This is a genomic window from Paenibacillus sp. Y568 (genome assembly GCF_059445545.1).
Window position 1 is genome coordinate 1 of sequence record NZ_JCAIUM010000015.1, and the last position, 18414, is coordinate 18414.

Sequence of the window (18414 nt, forward strand, 5' to 3'; positions counted from 1 at the left end):
CGTAAACGTATCCACAGTAAACTTGGTTATTTATCGCCGGTTCGCTTTGCTGCGCTCTTTCAAAAGAAGAAGAATGCATAATAAATTTCTTAACGGAGTGTCTACTTTCTTGACGGTGGTCCATATTTACAGCACAACGGTGGAATATTGATCCTACTCTTCGAAAATAACGGCCAGATTAAATTTTGTTCGATAATGAGAAAATGCTCCCGAGATTTACGGGAGCATTCCAATTAGATTGTGCACGGCAATGCCTTGCTGCGCCATGCTGGGCTAAACCTCGCAGAAGCTAGTTCAGGCAAATGGACTGGACAAATGAAGATTAGCAAACGAGGACGATCTCGTCTCCGCCGTTTCATCTTTATGATGACCATGAGTTTAGTAGCAAGTAATTCGGAGTTTAAAGCCATGCATGCCTACAATGTACAAGTAAAGAAGATGAAGAAAATGAGGTCTATTATGAAATTGTGTGGCAAGTTAGCTCGAATACTTGTAGGGATGGCCCGCAGTGGCGAAGCTTACAACCCTCCAAAAACAATGCCTATTCAGCTCTAAGCTTAACCTATAACTACCGTTTCGTAGCACGAGTTTTGGCTTATTCGCAGGATTCAAAGAAAGCACGGAGTACCGGATATATTTAACCAAAGGGCGCAGACCCGTAACGATAGCAAGACCGGCCTCCACCCCTTGGACAGGCGTAACGAAGGAATGAGAGGGCACAGACCCGTTGAGACATGGGAGTGATAACCTCCAAGGGTGGCGTGGAGAAAGCGTGCATTAAATGGAATTATCTGGGGATTATATATTCCCCACTATTCCCGTGCGTCTTCATGTTGCCGAAGTCTTACACGGAGTTCCCCTTCTGATCTTTCACCCCTTATCCACCGGGTGAAATCCTGCGAATAAGCGAGTATTAGTGAGAAAACTATATGTATCGAGGGAGTTCAATCAAACAAGGAGCAGATTGCCACGGCAGCTGCTCCTTGCTTTCGTTAAGGTAATCCGAGGGACGGGCAGGTTAACGTAATAAATGATCAAGCCAACTATATGGAACTTTATTGAATTAAAAGCGTCATATTAAATAGAGGTGAATTAATTGACCGTTCAATGCTCATTCATGATGGATTGCCCAATTACTTGTGTAACGATTGAAATAATTAGCTATTAGCTGATATCAGGCGGAGGGGACGATGAGATGAAAATGAAATGGTTCTATATGTTCGGCCTGGCGGCGCTACTCGCCGTCGGAGTTCCCGCCGGAACGGCCGGGACCGCGAGGGCGGTAGCGTCAAAGGCCGCCAATGTGCCGGCTGCCGCCGAAAACGATACTGCGGCCGTGCCGGTGTCATCGGCGCAGCCGGCGGCCATTCAAGCGCCTGCGGTCCAGCGGGTCCAAATGGGGCAGGCCGATCTGCGGTGGGTGCCGCTGTTCGGCTCACGCGTAGCGGACCAAGGCGCTATTGTGAAGACGGCGGCCGTCGTGAACCGGCTGCTTAAGAACGCAAAGCCGTCGACGGAGCAATTGGTCGGCGAGGACGTCTTTTTCGCCACCAGTGTCGATGTCATGCTAACCGACGGCACCGATATCTACTTGCAATTCAAGGATTCGCAGCACGTCCTCATCTATGTTGGCAAAGATAAATATATCGCCCAGGATGCCACGGCCATCAAAGAGTTTTACGAATTGCTGGCGGTATCTCCGCAGGCAGATGTCAGCACTCGCAAGCCGGCCATCGGACAGACGGTTCGTATTACGGGCAGTGACGCGAGTAACTATGAAGGAACGGTTCGGATCTTCGTTGAGACCTCCGGCTCATCCGGCGGCTATATGACAGCGAAGGGCGTGGGTTATCCGTCCAAAAGAGCACTGCTCGTCTATACCGCGCCTTACTCCGAAGCACGGTACGATTTTCAATTCACGATGCCTGCCTACGGTGAAGCGATTGACGGCACCTTCAAGCCGATCACACCTGGCACTTATGACCTCTCCATCGACACCGGTTGGATAAGATCTATACGCAGCGTTATGGTCGCTCCTCCAGCCGCTTCTACGCTGGCCATCAACGGTGTCGCGGTGAACAATCCGGCGCTTGCGCCGATCGTTTCGAGCGGCGTCATGCTGCTACCGATGCGCGCGCTTGCGGAATCGTTCGGCTGGTACGTGGGATGGGACGCCGCGTATAAAGCCGCCTTCGTTTCAACGCAGCCTGATACGCAGGGAATCAACCCAGAAAGCGGCGCTACGTTGTCGCTATGGGTTAATGGCAAGCAGCTTACCGGTGCGAACGCCAAGCCGGTGATCGTAAAGGGACACGTTTATTTGCCGCTGCGCTCGACGGTGGAAGCGTTCGGCTTCCAGCTGACGTGGACGCCAAGCGTGCGCGGCGCGCTGCTCGTCTTCAAGCCGCAGTTGCTCGATGAAGGCGCTTATGCGGGAGAAGCGAATAAGTTGGCCGCCGTGAAGCTGCTGAACGGCTATGTAAACGCCATGAACGGTCGCGACGCCGCTGCACTCGGCCGGCTGTTCGTGAAGAACGGCACGCCGGCGCAGTCGTTCGGGATCATCGGCCAGCGGATCATTACTGGCGTCCGCTCCGTGACGTTCGAAGACCGTCCCGGCGGCGCACTGCTGGCGTATGTGACGTTCAACTACCTGTTCGATCCGTACGGCAATAAGTCGGGCACTCCGGGAATCGTGTTCATGCAGGAAAATGGCGCGTGGAAGATCTCGGACGTCGACTGAACGGCCGCTTAACGCGGAAATGAGGAAAGCGGCAGTCGCGGACGTTACGTTCAGGACTGCCGCTTTGTTGGATGTCCTTTAATGCTTCAAAGGACCAGCTCATGGCGAGCAAAATGAAGCGATAAGTAACGACGTGAAGGCTGTCACTGTTACAGCTTATCCATATAATAACAGCATAGAAATCATAACGTTAAGCACAGCTAAATAAAATAAGAAATTAAGCTTTGTTTAACTCCCATGAAAATTAAACTAGCTCAATACATTTTCATAACGTATTGGACTTGTTTAAAAACATTTAAAATGCTGAACAAAAGAAGGTTCCCGATTCGAGAACAGCTGAGTCAAGACCGGCGAAAGCGGTTAGCTGTTTCACGGATGAGAGCCTTTTTATATTCCCAATTTCAGCTATGAACATGGCAGCTGTTAAGTGTCCTAACTATGGAATCGTTCGTAAAAGGTGATAGGTTTCATTAGATTCAGCCATCGACTCTATGGTTCGTTTTTTTAGAAATTGATAAAACTTATGACTCTTTCAATTGTCTTGACTCCCGTTGCCTCCAACTCATCACTACCAAAGACAATGCAATGATTGTGAGGATAATTCCAAGCACTCGAAATCCATCGGAGTTGAACTTACCTCCCATTACGATGCCTGCTAGTAAGGAAGAGATAATCGTTCCCAGGTATCGTGATGTATTAAATAATCCGGATGCAACACCGATAATTTCTTTTGTTGTGCTTTGGAACAAGGCCGTTTGCAAACCCACATTGTTCAATCCATTGCTAATACCGAATGCGGCCAAAGCGAAACAGACGCTAATAACAGGTGAAGTTTGATTCAATGTAACGAGCCATATCGACCCTAATGTCATCAGGATGGCGGACACAAGTAATGCTGGTCGAGGTCCTGATTTATCGATCCATCGTCCTGCTAATGGAGAAGTAACTAGCGAGCTTAAGCCTAAAGTTAGCATGAGCATCCCTGTTTGGAACTCGCTGACATGACGTACCATTTGTAAGTAGGAAGGAATCCCGAAAAAAAGTGAGTAATAAAGTACATTAACAAGCATGAATTCGACATTAACCCAAGTCATAGCAGGATATTTGACGAATGTACGTAAAGGAATGAAGGGTGACGACGTTTTTAACTCATGTAGTACGAATACCCCCAGAAGAGCGAGGCCTATTAGTCCGACAATGATATTTCCTAATGAAATATTTCTGGATGATTTCGCTGAGAGTAATCCTACGAGCATGACAACCAGACCCACTGTGAAGAGCAGGATCCCTGTAACGTCAATCATATCAAACCATTTACGAAAGGACATGCCTACGACAACGGATATTGACGGTTCGTCCTTGGGAATATTCCTCCAAGATAATAGAAAGCTCACCACCACGAATGGAATATTGACAAAAAAGATAGCAGGCCATCCCCACCAGTGGATGATAACCCCGCCAATAAAGGGCCCAATGGCTGCCGCACCGGATAGAAATATGGACAAAACAGACAGCGCAGTGGCTTGTTTCTCCGTAATATGAATTCGCACAATGGCCATTCCAACCGCAACCATCATGCTTGTTCCGATGGCTTGCATAATGCGGAACACGATAAGCCACCCGAAGGTTGGTGATGATGGAGCTACTAATGAGGCAATGAAAGCTACAACAAGCCCAGTAAGGAATATCTTTCTACGACCGAATAAATCACTGGCCCTTCCCATGACGGGTTGTGCAATAGCACTTGTAATATAGAAAGAAAACACAATCCAAGAAACACCTGTGAAATCAAGGCGGAACACATGTTGCAGACTCGGGATAGCAACAGAAACCATCGAAGAATTGAGAGGGTTCAATAATATACCAAGACCAACTGAAATCATTAACCACCTGCTGCGAGTACTCATTTTTAACAACCCCTAAATCTTGTTAGTATCATCGTACTTGAAATCCTTTATTGATTCCAACGCATTTGATGATATAATCTCATTGATTTGAAGGAATGAATGGGGGCGCGAAATGGAACTTCTTCAACTACAATATTTTATCGCAGTAGCTCGTTTGGAACATGTAACCGAAGCTGCACGAACTCTACACGTTACTCAATCGTCACTAAGTAAAACAATTCAACGTTTAGAGGAGGATCTGGGGGTTCCTTTGTTTGACCGAATTGGTAGGAAGCTGCAATTAAATGAGTTCGGAAGTAGTTTTCTTCGCCGTGCAGAAAGGGCTTTGTTTGAATTGGAACAGGGGAAGCAGGAGCTTAACGATTTATCCAGTCCGGAACATAACATACTCGAATTAGCGGTGACCGCCGCAAGTGCATTACCAAATATCCTTCGAGAGTTTCGAAAAAAGCGTCCCTATATCCAATTTCATGTACAAATGCTAACCACACAGGAAATGGTGACACTACTTGAGCGAGGAGAGGTTGATTGTTGCTTGTCCTCACCTCCTATTGAAGGGGATGACATCGAATGTCTAACCGTGTTTATCGACCCAATCCTTGTAGCTGTTCCAAAGGGGCATCGGCTGGCAGATCGAAGTAGTGTATCCTTAACAGAGCTAAGAGATGAATGGTTTGTGGGTGTAAAGAGAGGCTACGGCACTCGTGATTTAATTGACTCAGTATGCCTATCGGTAGGATTTATACCTAATTATGTGTATGAGGGAGATGAACCTGCAAGACTTAGCGCTCTTGTGGAAGCTGAGATTGGCATAGCCTTCATACCAAGCACAGCAAGGAATTCACGGGAAGAGATTAAGTATCTTCAAGTAGAGGATCACGAATTGGTACGGGAGATAGCTCTATTATGGCACAGAAGTCGGTACATTTCGCAGGCTGCACAGGAATTCCGTGAGGTAGTTGTAGATTATTTCGATACGTTATCCAAACAGACAATGTAATCAGACTGCGTTCATAGAAGAATATCTAATAATAATCTTGATGGTTTATTCAATCGATGAATAAACCAACATTGTATTTTCTCATCATTCAGTTAGAATCAATTTATAGCTTATCAGGGGGGCGTTAATATGGTAACCATAAATAATCGGACAGAAATTAGAAGGATAGCGCCTAATCGTCCATAAACTGCGTGATTCCTTCATAATGAGGATGACCAGTGCACATGCAAGGATATCAAATTATTAAAATGAATGATTTTTCAAGTCAACCGATCGATCAGATTAGAATGCTAGAACAGCAGTGCAAGATATTCGATAGTTCAAGTTTGAGGGTGGGCGTAGAAAGTCTTAGAGCGATAGATGGAGATGAGGCTTTTCTTTGTAAAATTGAAGATCAGTTGATCGGTTTCCTTAGTTGGTATACTTCGGATGGGATTGAAGCAAATATTAACGGTATGGTTCACCCAGAGTTTCGTCGTCAGGGTGTTTTTCGGGACTTACTGCAACATGCAATATCGGAGATGCAACTATTACAGGGTATCCAAACTTGTCGTATTAGAATTCCAGCAAACTCTGAGCCTGGTATTGATTGTATACAGCATTTAGGGGCTAGCTTTAGTACATCTGAATTCGCTATGACTCATAAGCGGGTACAAGATACTAGATTAGGTTTAGAGGGCACAATATTGAGATTAGCAGAAGAACAGGATTACGAGTTTATGGTACAGTGTTCATCACAGGCTTTTGGAGATTCAGAGTCTTGGACTAGGGAGTATTTTACTCGTACTATCGATTCTGCACGTATTACTTACATTGCAAAGGCCAATATGACACCTATTGGAATAATAAGGGTTAATTGTGTTGATACGAATACTGCTGTTATTCATGATTTTTGCGTGCTTCCCACAATTCAAGGTAGAGGATATGGCCGTGAAATTCTTGCAAGGGTAGTTGATCTCTTGCTACGACAAGAGTACTCTCAAATTCGTTTAGGCGTAGTTACTCAAAATAAACGCGCATTAAGTCTCTATCAGTCAACAGGTTTTGACGTTTCTGCTGAGTTTCGTTACTATGTGATCTCCATTAATGAGATTTAGCTGATTAAGATAAGGACAACGCACTATTTAAAAAATGACGATGCTGGTATTTCGATAGAGGGAATGACATCCTTTAACAATGTCATTACGCTATGTATGCGAAAAACCGAATACATGGTGGATGCGGGAAGGTAAACGGACCGAATGTATGCGAAAAACCGAATATATGGTGGAGGCGGGAAGGTAAACGGACCGAATGTATGCGAAAAACCGAATACATGGTGGATGCGGGAAGGTAAACGGACCCAATGTATGCGAAAAATCGAATACATGGTGGGTGCGGAAAGGTAAATGGACCGAATGTATGCGAAAAACCGAATACATGCTGGTGGCGGGAAGGTAAACGGACCCAATGTATGCGGAAAATCGAATACATGATGGGGGCGGGAAGGTAAATGGGCCCAATGTATGTGAAAAACCGAATACATGATGGGGGCAGGAAGGTAAACGGACCCAATGTATGCGGAAAATCGAATACATGATGGGGGTGGGAAGGTAAACGGACCGAATGTATGCGAAAAACCGAATACATGGTGGATGCGGGAAGGTAAACGGACCCAATGTATGCGAAAAACCGAATACATGGTGGGTGCGGAAAGGTAAATGGACCGAATGTCTTATACGTTAATTATCTTTGATCAATAGCTGGCCCCAAAGTTACTCCTCTCCGAGGTTTGGTCGCTCTAAACCATTGCCAACAAAGTACGAAGATAACAATATACTCAATGATATCTCCACCATAGTACATCACCATACTTGCCTGGTTTGCCTGTTCTAAGGGTATGCCAGCTGGCGGATGCATATAGATGTATTTTGATAGGATGCCATGACCAGCTAAGGCTATAATCAACACGATTGAACGGTATAAAAAAGAAACCCGGTGGAGTATTGGGTCAATATAAATCATTGATACTGTGTATAGGTAACCTGCCATGAATACATGGAAATGCACAATGACATTCAAAACGGTACTCTCGTGCATAAGGGAGTATAAGTTGGTTGTGTACAATAACCATAGGCCTCCTATATTTAAAACAGATGTAACAACAGGATGGGTAAACATGCGAGAAGGCCAACTCCTTAGAATACGTGTAAGACGTCTTGCATAAGTGATTCTTATTGTTCGTAGTACTAGTGTCATTGGTGCAGCGAGAACCATAAGGAGTGGAGCTAGCATCCCCAAGAGTAAATGACCGAGCATATGCGCTGTGAAATCCATGTGGGCTTGATGTGCTAGGGGTCCTATCACTGATATTACAGCGAAGAAAATTCCAAAAAACCAGTAGACAGTTCGAGATAGCGGCCATGGCTTATGATGCTGATTGGAGATGATGACAGCCCCAATATATAGAATCAACACTATTACAAAAGGTAGTGCTAAAAGTAGCTGAGGTATTATCTCTGCTACTTGGTTCATGTTAGTTCCCACGCTATCACTGTGATTATTGTGATTCATGAGCAACAGTTTCTCCATGTTGTCGTGTGCTTCTCGTACGAATGATGAGAGTGGCACCAATTATAATCATGATGATAGCTAAGATATTCCAGATCCAATCATAAACAACCACATTATCCACATAACGAATCTGATGTAACGTCATTAATTTGTGCTGGATAGTCCCATCGTATAGCTGAAAAACCCCTCCCCCAAGAAACACACCTCCTGACCACCTTTTGAACCAGTAAGCTTGTTTGCGGTGTAAGTCTGCTAATAAAAACGAAGCAGCAATAGTCGCAAACCAACTAAAAGCATGGAACAAACCATCCGACACCAATCCAATGTCTGTCGTTGATTTGTCGTAGAAATGGTGCCAATGTAATAGCTGATGAAATACAACTTCATCAATAAAGCCAACTAACCCGAGTCCAAATAGAATCCCAGACCATATATTTCTATTGGAGTACACAGATCGATTCGAAATATTTGAATTATTTTGGTGGCGATTTATTGTAGTACTCATTTGCTACTCCTTTTCTTTTCTATAACATTTATTAGTTCTACGTATTTACCTTAATGTTCCTAAAATCATCATTTATATACAGAATAGTTATATAAATATAGGATATTACTGTATAGTTGGAATTGAAATTGGAGGTGGCACGGGTGGGGATTATTAAGAACTTTTCTATTGTAGTCGTAAACCTAATTGGTGAGTTGTGGATCGGAATGGGTAGGAAACCTGATTTTTATGATAAACATTCGGTTACAGCTACTAAAAAGGGTTATGTCATCTTTGTCTCGTTAGCTACTTTTATCGCATTAGGCGCAGTTATTTGGTTAGGAATGAGATTATATTAAAAAAGATACGAGCTGTTGAATATATTCCTTTTCGTATAAGTTGAAGCGGTAAATACCATAGAGTTATTCATTTCTTTTATGATATAATATTGAAAATTTATGGATAGAGTAGGAGAGAGGTTAATGAGTACGAATCCCATTTTGCTGTCATTTCCAGAAGAGTTTGAAAGTCATCGTCTTATCATTCGTGCTCCTCAGTGGGGTGATGGATCTGCTGTGAACGAGGCGATCAGAGAAAGTGTTAATGAAATGCGCCCATGGTTACCGTTTGTGAAGAATATACCTACAGCAGAAGAATCAGAAGCATACATAAGAAAAGCTAGATTAAATTTCTTAGAGCGTACAGATTTAGTGTTGCATTTATTTGATAAAGATTCTGGTGCGTTGGTAGGAAGTAGTGGACTCCATCGCATCGATTGGAAAGTTCGCAAGTTCGAAATCGGCTATTGGTTGAGGACCGCTCGTACAGGGCAAGGTCTAATGACAGAAGCTGTAAATGCGATTTCAACCTTTGCAATTACTCATTTAGAAGCAAATCGGATTGAGATATGCTGTAACCGCCTAAACACTTCGAGTAGTCGAGTGGCAGAACGAGCAGGATTTACCTTAGAGGGAACGTTACGAAACTTTAATTTGAATGATTCTGACCAATTAGCGGATCTTAACATTTACTCAAAAGTAAGGGGATACGAATATTAGAACGTATGGTAGATAATTGAGGGGGATGTTATGGGTCTGAAAAACATCATAACGATACTATTTCCAGCACTGATCATGTCATTGGTATCCATATTATCTTTAACGAATATGTTCAACTTGACAGATCTGAATATGAAATCGTTAATGATTGTTGGTGTGGTTTTAATTTTCCCAGTAGTATTTCTCATACAAGGGGCACTTTGTTATTTAACTCATAGTAATGTAATTCTATCGTTAACAGTCTCACTAATAACTTATATTGTAATCATGTTTACTCTCTTAAATAGTTCAGCCTTTGTATACGTTATAGTGTATTTATTTACTTGGGTAATTGGATATTGGATAGGTAAATACTTAATCAGATCAAGGTTCCTTACACAATGATAGATTTTAAAACTAAAATAGACGAATCCCAATTAAAAAGGGTTCGTCTATTTTTGATCATTCAATAGGGATCTGCTTCGTGATTCTTTCATAGGGATTGCTATAGATTATCTTGTTTCCTATGATGTTGAGATAAAATGTTTTATCATCTCCGATTTTTTGAGTTGAATGGTCAACGAGGTTGATCCGATATAATTTCTTGCTGTATTCGGAATAATTGCTGTAATATAGCCAATCCCCATGAATGTTAATATCTCGAGCATCATGATCGGAAATCTTAGTTAAAGATGTTCCATCCGTACCCATCATGTATAGCTTTCCATTGTTATTAAAGAATAAAGAATCATCTTTAACATCTAGTGCTGAAACAGAACCGTTATCTAATAATTTCCTTTTATTGCTTCCGTCAATATCCATGACAAATAGTTTGGTGAGATAGATAGTGTAATAAATTTTCCCATCGATCACTGCGATACTGGATACTTCATTCTTCTCAAGTAATTGTTTAGATGTTCCGTCCGTCTTCATGCGATATAGAGGCATAAACATAGAATTTCCTTGCGTGTAATAAATCCAGTCTCCAACAACAGACATCAAGTGTGGCCCACCTAAACCGAAATCTGCCATGAGATTACGGTTTGTTCCATCTAGACTAGATTTGATCAGTTTGTGGCCACTTATGTAGTATAGCTTCTGGTTAACAATATTCAAGTGGTCACCATAGTCATCAGCGATTTTCTGGCTTTCGGTACCATCTACCTTTATCTTATAAAGCTTACCGTGGTCACTTTGGTTGTTGAAAAAAATCCAATCTCCCTCACCTACATACCAGCCCCTATTGTTAAGGTTACCTATGGAATTACCACTGATAGCTGGGGACAGATGAATAGCTGAAGGTGTACCAATCGACACGTTATTATCGATGTAATTTATGCTTGCACCAAATGCCTCGGAGAGAAACCGAAGCGGTACTAACGTTCTTCCGCCTATTAATTGCGGTGCGGTCGTAAGCATAAATTGCTCTTGATTCTTTTGTACAATTTTAGAGCCGATATGTAATGTAATTGTTGTTGTGTCTTTCGCTAAGATCAACTCGTTATTATTCCAAGAGACAATTTTACCACCAAGCTTGTCTATAACGAAGCGGAGGGGGACAAGTATTGTACCATGATCATTAATAGGTTCCACATCGAATGTGATCATTTCTCCATTTACGTTAATCGTGATTTGTGGATTATTAGCGGAATTAACGACACTTGTGCCAGAACCTAATAAGCAGAAAGAGGAAAGCAGAACCAACATCCATTTCTTCATTAGTGAAACCTTCTTTCTCAAATAGTTATGTAATATAAGACGTTTCACATTAAGAAAAGTTGAATGGATTCCGGGGAACTAGCAGAGTATGGCGACTCGAGAAAAGGTGTGAACGACATCGTTATTACCATATAAAAGGTTGCCTTCCTAGAACCATAGATAAACTAGCTGGTGTCGCAGAACGCCTCTCAACCGTTAATCCTATCTTGTAAAAGAATGATATCTACTAAGTACATAATCTAGCGATAGGATCCCTGTCCGTGAACATGATACAAATGGATAGAGAATCAGATGTATTCTGATGTCTCTATCCATTTTTATAGCCTACCTAAACTTATTACTCACCCATCCTAGGTTGACTCCACCCGTCGCTCAATCGCTTCGGACATCGTCTTATCGGTTAGATGCGCGTAGACTTCGGTCGTTTCCGTAGAAGCGTGACCTAACTGTTCTTTCGTCTTATAGATATCGTTCTGAAGATAGTAGTCTGTTGCAAAAGAATGGCGTAATTTATGCACGGTCAGGAACGGTTTACCGAAGCGGGTCGCATATTTAATTATCATGGCTTGAACGGCACGTTTGGTCATTCGTTTTCCTTCATGTTGCCCATTAGGGATTGTGAGGAATAGTGCCTTCTCTTTCTTAGGTGCATGATATCGTGCATGCCGGAGACTGAGATATAAGGCTAGATCATCCTTTGCCTGTTCACGGAAATAGACGGGTGTTTTATAGGTTTCGTCATTATTCCCTTTACGGAATATGTATATCATCTTATTATTGAAATCCAAATCTTCGATATTCAGATTAATGACCTCAGAGACACGTAATCCTGAATTCAAAATAAGGCTGGCAATACAAGCATCGCGTTCTTTATTGAGTTCATACGAGTACATGGCTTGTTTGTTGTCAGCAACGTCGACCCCATAACCTTCAAGAATATAACCTATGAATTCAAGTAATTCGTCCTCTTCAAGGATTTTACCTTTCAACTTAGCTGCAGTATCCTTGGGTTTGTGAATGCGTTTAACCTCTACCTTGGCCATAATATTCCGTTTCAAAAGGGGATAGAATTCCTCATCCTCAGCAATCTGGCTTAAATAATGAAATAAAGAACGTAGAGAAGATAGTTTTCGAGAAATCGTAACTTTTGAATTGGCACCTTCTAGTCGAGTGGTTAGATATAGTCGGTAACTTACCACATTCTCCATACGTAGCATTTCAAGTTCTGTTAACGTAACTTTTGTATTATGATCGGCTTCGGAGAGTAGTTCGCCTCGTAACCAATTGAAGAACGTTTCGTAATCTCGAATATATTCAAGTAGTGTGGATGGAGATAGATCAGGTAACTTATAATCAATGAACTGCTGCACAAACCAAGGCATGCCGAGCACTTTTTCATCTAACTTTTTACGATCACTTATTTTTTGGATATTCACTGACATCACCCCTTGATGGTTAGAACTCTATAGTCTATTTTACCATAGGGAAAGTGAGAAGTCTTATTCGTGTGAGAGGGAGATATGGGCTACATTGCGAGGGGGTGCTCAAAGTTATATAGTAGTGATACTAGATAAGTTAAGTACCAATGGAGTGATACTATGGAAATGAAGCTGGAATTGGTCCCGTATGAACGTAAGGAAGTTATCGATTACTTAATGCAGTTCTATTTGTATGATTTCACGAGTTACTTGGATATGGATGTGAATGCTCGAGGCAAGTTCGATGATTACCCTGATTTGGAAATGTATTGGAACCATAAGGACGGTAAGTATGCCTACCTCATTACCTATCTCAATAAACCGGCAGGTTTCGCATTAGTTGAGGAACTTCACAACCCTTTTGAGGGGGAGTATTACATGACGGAGTTTTTTATTATGAAAAAATACCGTCGTACCGGATTAGGAACATGGGCTGCGAATGAGTTATTTCAGCGGTATAAGGGAAATTGGAAGGTGACTCAGGTGAGTAGTAACACCCCGGCGCAAGCTTTCTGGCAAAAGATAATTAGTGCCTACACCGGTGGTGATTTCAGACAAAAGACCCGTTCAGATAACGGAAACCTAAGTCAATATTTCAAGTCTTAGTTCACTTGGAGAATGGGTTGTTGTGTAAGGAAAATAGCGTCAGGCTCTCCGCGTTCCTGTGGTACATAGAGAACATCAACGATGTTGAAGTGTCGTTTCAAAGTCGTAACAAATTCCGGAGAAGAAGTAGCACTCCAGAAAGATAGACATCCATCCGGGCGAAGATGACGTGCTAACAAGGCAAGACCATAATCACTATATAATGTCTCATTCTGCTCGTATACGTTCCAGTCTGGACCATTATCGATGTCTAAGCATATTAGATCGAACTGCTCATCATGCTCGGCAAGCCATTGCAAGCAATCCGCATGCACGATGTGGCTCTTAGGATGGTTGACCGCACCATCCGTAACAGGGGAAAGTACAGAATGATTCCATTCGATGATTTTATCTTCGATCTCGATAACTGTGACCTTCTCTACACGTGGATCTGAAAGAGCTTCTTGTAGAGAATAACCAACACCAAGCCCACCGATTAGAACGGAAGCTGGATGTGATGTACGCTTTAATGGCTCGCGAAGGAGAAGTTTCTCCGACTCACCATTATATGTAGCCATCAGAAAGGTACCGTTGCTAATGATTTCGAAGAAGTCTCCTCTTCGTTGTAGTTGAATCTCGCCGCGTGGTGTGGCGTGTCTCTCAATCACCTCAAGTGGTAAATCGTAATGGTTCATTGACGTCACCTCATTTAATATAGTTACCTATTAATTTTATGATCAGAAAAGTATGAAAGTCAAATCTAGGGTAAGGAGACGATAAGATGTATTTACCTTCTTTTTCATTGCAAGGACAGACAGCTATAGTTACAGGGGCGGGAAGAGGGATTGGACGAGCTATTGCCATTGGGTTAGCGGAAGCGGGGTGTCATGTGGCTTTGATCGCAAGAACAGCATCGGATTTAGAAGAGACTGCTGCAATCATAAAGGATCTTACGAGCGTTAGAACCATGATCATACCGACAGATATTACGGTAAGATTAGAGCTAGAGGAAGCATTTGAACAGGTCATTCAGAAGATGGGACGTCTAGATATACTTGTCAACAATGCTGGCATGAACATTCGAACCCCAGCGCTTGAGGTGACAGATGAACAGTGGGATACTATTATGCAGACCAATTTGAAATCAGCTTTTATGGCCTCGCAAATCGCAGGGAAATATATGAAGGATCATGGTGGAGGAAAGATTATTAATATTTCTTCTGTTGGAGGTCATACTGCACTCCGTACTGGTGTAGTATATGGTGCGACGAAGGCGGCATTAATACATATGACCAAAGTTCTAGCTTTGGAGTGGGGTAAGTATGGCATTCTAGTCAATAGTGTAGGTCCATGGTATTTCCGAACGCCACTAACGGAGAAATTATTAAATGATGAACAGTATCTACAAGATATTGTGGATCGTACCCCACTTCAAAGAGTCGGACAATTGGAGGAAGTCGTAGGTCCCGTTGTTTTTCTAGCATCCAATGCTGCTAATTATATGACAGGTCAGACCTTGTTGGTTGATGGTGGAATGAGCATATATGGATTTTGATCGCATAACATACTAGGTAGCTTTCAATTGGATAGCCATGGGGTAATGAAAATAGTGACGATCCATAATAAGGGGGTAACTTGATGGAGCAGCGATTATTTGGACAAACAGGAATGAAAGTAAGTGCTCTGGGTTTCGGTGGAGCAGAGATTGGGCAGGAACAAGACCTCAATAAAGTAGAAAAGCTGTTAAATAGCGCTTTGGATGCAGGCCTGAACATGATTGATACCGCTGAATGTTACGGACAGAGTGAAGAGTTAATTGGAAAAGCATTGGCTTCACGTCGTGATGACTTCTATTTGTTTACGAAATGTGGACATGCAGCAGGGTTAGATTATCCAGATTGGGACCCAGTACTCCTTGAGAAAAGCATAGATCGCAGCTTAAAAAGATTAAATACGGAATATGTAGATGTCATTCACTTACATAGTTGTTCCGAGGAAGTGTTACGTCAAGGGGCTGTTATTGAAGTGCTTCAGCGTGCGAAGGAACAAGGAAAGACACGTTTTATCGGGTATAGCGGAGATACAACAGATGCATTATATGCTGTAAAAACAGAAGCCTTCGATAGCCTGATGATATCTGTGAACATCGCAGACCAAGAGGCTATTGATATGACGTTACCTGAGGCGCAGAGGCTGAATATGGGGGTTATTGCAAAAAGACCCGTGGCTAACATAGCATGGCGCTATGATACATTACCTCAAACAGCCTATCCTTATGTTTATTGGGAACGATTACTTGAATTAAGTTATGATTTCTTAGAAAATGTTGAAGAGGACGTCGATATTGCACTTCGTTTCGCCTTAAGCACACCAGGTGTACATACAGCGATTGTAGGGACTAATAATCCAGATCGTTGGCAACAAAACGCAGAACTTCTTGAAAATGGGCCTCTACCTAAATCCATATACGATGAAATTCGAGCACGTTGGAGAGAGGTCGCACGGGAAGATTGGGTTGGGGAAATATAACAAGCTGATCTAGTTATGATTAAAATATGCTGCAAAAAGGGTTGACCTTAAAGGTTCCTAAGGTCAACCCTTTTTTTACACACCTATAGATAAAAATACAATATATGAAAAATTCACAATAACAAATCAAATTTATATTTTTAGTTACATTCAGACTAACCATTTTCGTTCGTACGTATCTATTCACAACAATTCAGGAATAAAGGAATCCTAGATGAACATGTCGTGCTAGTCAATAAAAAAAGTAGCCTTCAACTCGACTACTTGTAGGCGAAAGCTATTGAATTCGTTTGATTGCCTTTTCTATTTGTTTACCATATGTGGTTTCACTCAGATCAGGGGTTTGAGTTGCCGAATTAACGTTGCTGTAATAAAGTATGAGGAAGTTCTTTGCATCATATATGATGGGCGCATGGGAACTGAGTAACTGCTGAGTCTTCTGAAACTGTTGCTGACCCGATTCCCGTTGATCTGTCGAATCGAATTCATAAATTTTGATGACTTCTCCGTTCTCGAGTTGGTAACCAATTGGGACAATGTCATTAATTTCAGGTTCATTCGATGTCTTCATTTCAGTCAATTGAATCGATTCAGACTTCATGGAGTCAACAATAGATACATTTGCTTCTTGATTTGAACATGCGCTTAGAACGAACAAACTAATACCTAATACGATAGTTGCTATTCTTCTCATCAAATCACCGCTCTTCCTACTGAATCTATTTTAACATATGTTCTTGAACTGGATGATAATTGACACGAGTAGGCAATAATTCTATATTGAATCCATACGAGATACATAGAAGGAGATACATCATGGGCAAGTGCTGGTGGAATGGAACAATATATACAATGGAATCCGAAGGACATACGGTAGAAGCTGTTTATACCGAGCATGGCACAATCATTGCTACAGGGACTATAGAAGATTTAACAAATAGATTTCAAGGACAAATGGATAAAGTGATAGATCTTGATGGGGCTACCCTGTTTCCTGGTTTTGTAGATAGTCATATGCACCTGATTGGACATGGAGAGTCTTTTCTAAAGTTAGATCTGTCTCAGATGAATAGTAGAGAAGAAGTCCTCCAAGCTGTTGCGGCTCGCGTTGAAGTAGCACCCGTAGATTCTTGGATTATTGCAGAGGGATGGAATGAGAATCGTTGGGAGGATACCAGTCCAATCACAAAAGAATTGTTGGATCTAGTAGCACCACATCATCCTATTATATTGAGACGAATTTGCCGACATGTATTAGTTGTAAATACTCGGGCAATGGAAGATACGGGAATCGAGTGTACTCCGCAAGATGGTATTTTTAAAGATTCTGAACAAGACAAGATACTTCATGCTATTCCTGCGGTAACGGAATCCTATCTACAAGAAGCATTGAGATTGGGCATTCAGCATGCTTGGAGTCAAGGGCTGGTTGGGGGACATACAGAAGACTTAAGTTATTATGGAAGCTGCTACAATACAATCCATGCATTCAATCAGGTTATTCATGAGGAATCTATGAACTTCAGAGCGCATCTTCTAGTACATCATTTGGTTGTTGATGAGTGGAAGAATGAAGGACAAGCTATGGATATAGAATCGCCATTTCTCGAATTTGGAGCGATAAAGATCTTTGCAGATGGGGCATTAGGAGGGCGGACAGCGCTGTTAAGCCATACATATGCAGATGACCGGAGTACCAATGGAATCGCGATCCATAACGATGAAGAACTCAATCTTTTAGTTCAAAAGGCTAGATCCTATCGATTACCTATTGCAGTACATGCGATTGGTGATCTTGCTGCAGAGAAGGTCTTAGATGTTATTGAACGGCATCCTGCATGTGCTGGAACAAGAGATCGATTAATTCATGGACAAGTACTAAGTCAGGAATCACTTGAGCGAATACAGTTATTACCCATTGTGATCGATATTCAACCTACATTCGTCGCATCTGATTTCCCGTGGGTAATGGAACGTATTGGATATGATACTGATCTCAAATTATACGCGTGGAAAACGATGCTTGCCAACGGACTCCATTGTGCAGGGGGATCAGATGCTCCAATAGAACAAGTCTCACCCCTCCTTGGAATGTATACCGCTGTAACTCGGATGAGTTCAGAAGATCCAAGTCGAACTGTATATCACCCAGAAGAGCGTTTAAGTGTTTATGATGCCATATCTTTATATACAACAGGAAGTGCCTATGTGAGTGGGCATGAGCATGATCGAGGAATGATTAGAGAAGGGTATACTGCCGATTTCACCATATTGCCAATGGATCCCTTTCTTAACACACCTAATACGTGGCTGGAAAAGGGAATAGCGATGACTGTGGTCAATGGATCTATCGTATATCGTAGGAATTAAAGATAAAAA

At 42.2% G+C, this 18414-nt stretch carries 16 protein-coding genes and 2 pseudogenes; 10 read left to right on the top strand and 8 right to left on the bottom strand.

The features are described from left to right. Positions 1–243 precede the first annotated feature (243 nt). A pseudogene (locus AC1D7X_RS18945) lies at positions 244–555 on the top strand (transposase); the annotation flags it as partial. A gap of 640 nt (positions 556–1195) precedes the next feature. Continuing rightward, positions 1196–2743, top strand: a complete 1548-nt coding sequence (locus AC1D7X_RS18950; protein WP_495475935.1) for a stalk domain-containing protein — start codon at positions 1196–1198, stop codon at positions 2741–2743. Positions 2744–3038: 295 nt separating this feature from the next. Here the strand turns inward: AC1D7X_RS18950 and AC1D7X_RS18955 are convergent. Further along, positions 3039–3164 (bottom strand): annotated as a pseudogene (locus AC1D7X_RS18955) (transposase); the annotation flags it as partial. 100 nt (positions 3165–3264) lie between these two features. Continuing rightward, positions 3265–4650 (bottom strand): MFS transporter, encoded by a 1386-nt coding sequence (locus AC1D7X_RS18960; RefSeq protein ID WP_495475936.1) that lies wholly within the window; start codon positions 4648–4650, stop codon positions 3265–3267. A gap of 112 nt (positions 4651–4762) precedes the next feature. On the opposite strand from AC1D7X_RS18960, the gene AC1D7X_RS18965 reads away from it, so the two are divergent. After that, positions 4763–5650 (top strand): LysR family transcriptional regulator, encoded by an 888-nt coding sequence (locus tag AC1D7X_RS18965; RefSeq protein ID WP_495457513.1) that lies wholly within the window; start codon positions 4763–4765, stop codon positions 5648–5650. A 224-nt stretch (positions 5651–5874) separates the two neighbouring features. Continuing rightward, the gene (locus AC1D7X_RS18970; protein ID WP_495457512.1) at positions 5875–6747 is read left to right on the top strand and encodes a GNAT family N-acetyltransferase; all 873 of its coding nucleotides are present in this window, start codon (positions 5875–5877) and stop codon (positions 6745–6747) included. A gap of 628 nt (positions 6748–7375) precedes the next feature. On the opposite strand, the gene AC1D7X_RS18975 is transcribed toward AC1D7X_RS18970, so the two are convergent. Beyond that, on the bottom strand, positions 7376–8164 hold the full coding sequence (locus AC1D7X_RS18975; protein WP_495475973.1) for a cytochrome c oxidase assembly protein: 789 nt from the start codon (positions 8162–8164) through the stop codon (positions 7376–7378). 25 nt (positions 8165–8189) lie between these two features. Next, positions 8190–8708 carry a DUF2243 domain-containing protein gene (locus AC1D7X_RS18980; RefSeq protein WP_495475937.1) on the bottom strand — a complete coding sequence of 173 codons (519 nt, stop codon included), beginning with the start codon at positions 8706–8708 and terminating at the stop codon, positions 8190–8192. Between the two features lie 143 nt (positions 8709–8851). Between AC1D7X_RS18980 and AC1D7X_RS18985 the strand changes: the two genes are divergently transcribed. Continuing rightward, positions 8852–9046, top strand: a complete 195-nt coding sequence (locus AC1D7X_RS18985) for a hypothetical protein (protein WP_495457510.1) — start codon at positions 8852–8854, stop codon at positions 9044–9046. 123 nt (positions 9047–9169) lie between these two features. Continuing rightward, entirely contained in the window at positions 9170–9745 is a 576-nt protein-coding gene (locus AC1D7X_RS18990; RefSeq protein ID WP_495457509.1) for a GNAT family N-acetyltransferase, read from the top strand. 441 nt (positions 9746–10186) lie between these two features. Here AC1D7X_RS18990 and AC1D7X_RS18995 read toward each other — a convergent pair whose 3' ends face one another. Then, a complete protein-coding gene (locus AC1D7X_RS18995; protein ID WP_495457508.1) occupies positions 10187–11443 on the bottom strand; it encodes a DUF5050 domain-containing protein in 1257 nt (418 codons plus the stop codon). 350 nt (positions 11444–11793) lie between these two features. After that, positions 11794–12879 carry a tyrosine recombinase XerS gene (gene xerS, locus AC1D7X_RS19000; RefSeq protein WP_495457507.1) on the bottom strand — a complete coding sequence of 362 codons (1086 nt, stop codon included), beginning with the start codon at positions 12877–12879 and terminating at the stop codon, positions 11794–11796. A gap of 162 nt (positions 12880–13041) precedes the next feature. Between xerS and AC1D7X_RS19005 the strand changes: the two genes are divergently transcribed. After that, positions 13042–13527: a GNAT family N-acetyltransferase gene (locus AC1D7X_RS19005; protein WP_495475938.1), complete on the top strand. Its 486-nt coding sequence runs from the start codon at positions 13042–13044 to the stop codon at positions 13525–13527. On the opposite strand, the gene AC1D7X_RS19010 is transcribed toward AC1D7X_RS19005, so the two are convergent. After that, entirely contained in the window at positions 13524–14201 is a 678-nt protein-coding gene (locus AC1D7X_RS19010) for a spermine/spermidine synthase domain-containing protein (RefSeq protein WP_495457505.1), read from the bottom strand. The two genes, AC1D7X_RS19005 and AC1D7X_RS19010, sit on opposite strands and share 4 nt — an antisense overlap. An 86-nt stretch (positions 14202–14287) precedes the next feature. Between AC1D7X_RS19010 and AC1D7X_RS19015 the strand changes: the two genes are divergently transcribed. Both AC1D7X_RS19015 and AC1D7X_RS19020 read left to right on the top strand, forming a co-directional pair. Further along, positions 14288–15061 (top strand): SDR family NAD(P)-dependent oxidoreductase, encoded by a 774-nt coding sequence (locus AC1D7X_RS19015; RefSeq protein WP_495475939.1) that lies wholly within the window; start codon positions 14288–14290, stop codon positions 15059–15061. 83 nt (positions 15062–15144) lie between these two features. Further along, positions 15145–16035, top strand: a complete 891-nt coding sequence (locus AC1D7X_RS19020; RefSeq protein ID WP_495457503.1) for an aldo/keto reductase — start codon at positions 15145–15147, stop codon at positions 16033–16035. 277 nt (positions 16036–16312) lie between these two features. Here AC1D7X_RS19020 and AC1D7X_RS19025 read toward each other — a convergent pair whose 3' ends face one another. Beyond that, on the bottom strand, positions 16313–16732 hold the full coding sequence (locus tag AC1D7X_RS19025) for a hypothetical protein (RefSeq protein WP_495457502.1): 420 nt from the start codon (positions 16730–16732) through the stop codon (positions 16313–16315). A 119-nt stretch (positions 16733–16851) separates the two neighbouring features. Here AC1D7X_RS19025 and AC1D7X_RS19030 point away from each other — a divergent pair, with 119 nt between their 5' ends. Beyond that, on the top strand, positions 16852–18405 hold the full coding sequence (locus AC1D7X_RS19030) for an amidohydrolase (RefSeq protein ID WP_495457501.1): 1554 nt from the start codon (positions 16852–16854) through the stop codon (positions 18403–18405). Positions 18406–18414 lie beyond the last annotated feature (9 nt).